2 tRNA genes and 2 rRNA genes are annotated in these 1,724 nt (G+C 53.1%); all 4 read right to left on the bottom strand.

The window, feature by feature from the left end:
- Positions 1-576, bottom strand: a 23S ribosomal RNA gene (locus OZD66_RS03890); the annotation flags it as partial.
- Between the two features lie 345 nt (positions 577-921).
- Positions 922-997, bottom strand: a tRNA-Ala gene (locus OZD66_RS03885).
- 35 nt (positions 998-1,032) lie between these two features.
- Positions 1,033-1,109 (bottom strand) — tRNA-Ile (locus tag OZD66_RS03880).
- Between the two features lie 226 nt (positions 1,110-1,335).
- Positions 1,336-1,724 (bottom strand): 16S ribosomal RNA (locus tag OZD66_RS03875); the annotation flags it as partial.

Raw genomic sequence — 1,724 nt, 5'->3', positions numbered from 1 at the left:
CAAACAGAAACTCGCTGACCCATTATACAAAAGGTACGCCGTCACCCCATAAGAGGCTCCGACTGCTTGTAGGCATCCGGTTTCAGGTCTATTTCACTCCCCTCGTCGGGGTGCTTTTCACCTTTCCCTCACGGTACTTGTTCACTATCGGTCACCAGGGAGTATTTAGGCTTGGAGGGTGGTCCCCCCATGTTCAGACAGGGTTTCACGTGCCCCGCCCTACTCAAGAATTTCCAAAGACACTACGCATACGGGGCTATCACCCACTATGGCCAACCTTTCCAGGTTGTTCTGCTTCTTCTTCAAAAACTACTGGCCTGTTCCGCGTTCGCTCGCCACTACTAGCAGAATCTCAATTGATGTCTTTTCCTCCAGGTACTGAGATGTTTCAGTTCCCCGGGTTCGCCTCACAGCCCTATGTATTCAGACTGTGATACCCTTGCGGGTGGGTTGCCCCATTCGGATATCTACGGATCAAAGCCTGCTCGCGGCTCCCCGTAGCTTTTCGCAGCGTGCTACGTCCTTCTTCGCCTCCTGGTACCAAGGCATCCACCGAATGCCCTTATCGCGCTCACTCACCCCATGCACAGAAACCATCCATACATCCAAAGATGCAAGATAAGTCTCTCGCATGACGCATCCGAGCACGTCATACTTCATCTTAAAACGTATCTGGTCGCTAACGCCGCTTCTGCTTAACACGAACCCCAAACAGTAACCGAAGCCACCATCAGGATCCGAGGGTCAGACCAACCCACAGAAAAACGGCACGCACAGATACGCACCAACCGATTCACACTGACAAAGATCAAATCACCAGACAAACCCGTAAAGGCGCTGCACCGCAGTCACCCAAACACGTGTCCGATCTCTACACTCCCTTGCGACAAGGATCTTGTGTTTAACACCAAAAGCCGGTTTTGGTGGAGGCAGACGGGATCGAACCGACGACCCCCTGCTTGCAAAGCAGGTGCTCTCCCAGCTGAGCTATGCCCCCGTAAAACCAGAGTCGTTGCTTTCGCAACCGGCCAGTGGTGGGCCAGGGAGGACTTGAACCTCCGACCCCACGCTTATCAAGCGTGTGCTCTAACCAACTGAGCTACTAGCCCAAAACCTTCATTCCCGCTCAAATTCATCTTCCACCAAAAAAGCAGAAAACAAACAAGCAGAAACACTTGTCGCAGAAAGGGATATGTTGACGGCGCTCCCGCCTGGTAAAACCAGAACAGAAATCTGACAGAACGTGCCTTCGGTGATCCATAACCAAAGGACTTTATTTTTCGAAACATTCCAAGAATGATCAGTTACCCAACCAAACCTCAGAACAGTTCCTTGAAAGGAGGTGATCCAGCCGCAGGTTCCCCTACGGCTACCTTGTTACGACTTCACCCCAGTCGCTGACCCGACCGTGGTCGGCTGCGTCCTTGCGGTTCGCTCACCGGCTTAAGGTCAAACCAACTCCCATGGTGTGACGGGCGGTGTGTACAAGGCCCGGGAACGTATTCACCGCGGCATGCTGATCCGCGATTACTAGCGATTCCACCTTCATGCACTCGAGTTGCAGAGTGCAATCCGAACTGAGACGGCTTTTAGAGATCAGCATGGTGTCACCACCTAGCTTCCCACTGTCACCGCCATTGTAGCACGTGTGTAGCCCAGGACATAAGGGCCATGAGGACTTGACGTCATCCCCACCTTCCTCCGGCTTGTCACCGGCAGTCTCT

Source organism: Wolbachia endosymbiont of Drosophila baimaii (assembly GCF_028982185.1).
Lineage (GTDB): Bacteria > Pseudomonadota > Alphaproteobacteria > Rickettsiales > Anaplasmataceae > Wolbachia > Wolbachia pipientis.
This window is presented reverse-complemented; position numbering and strand designations above follow the sequence as displayed.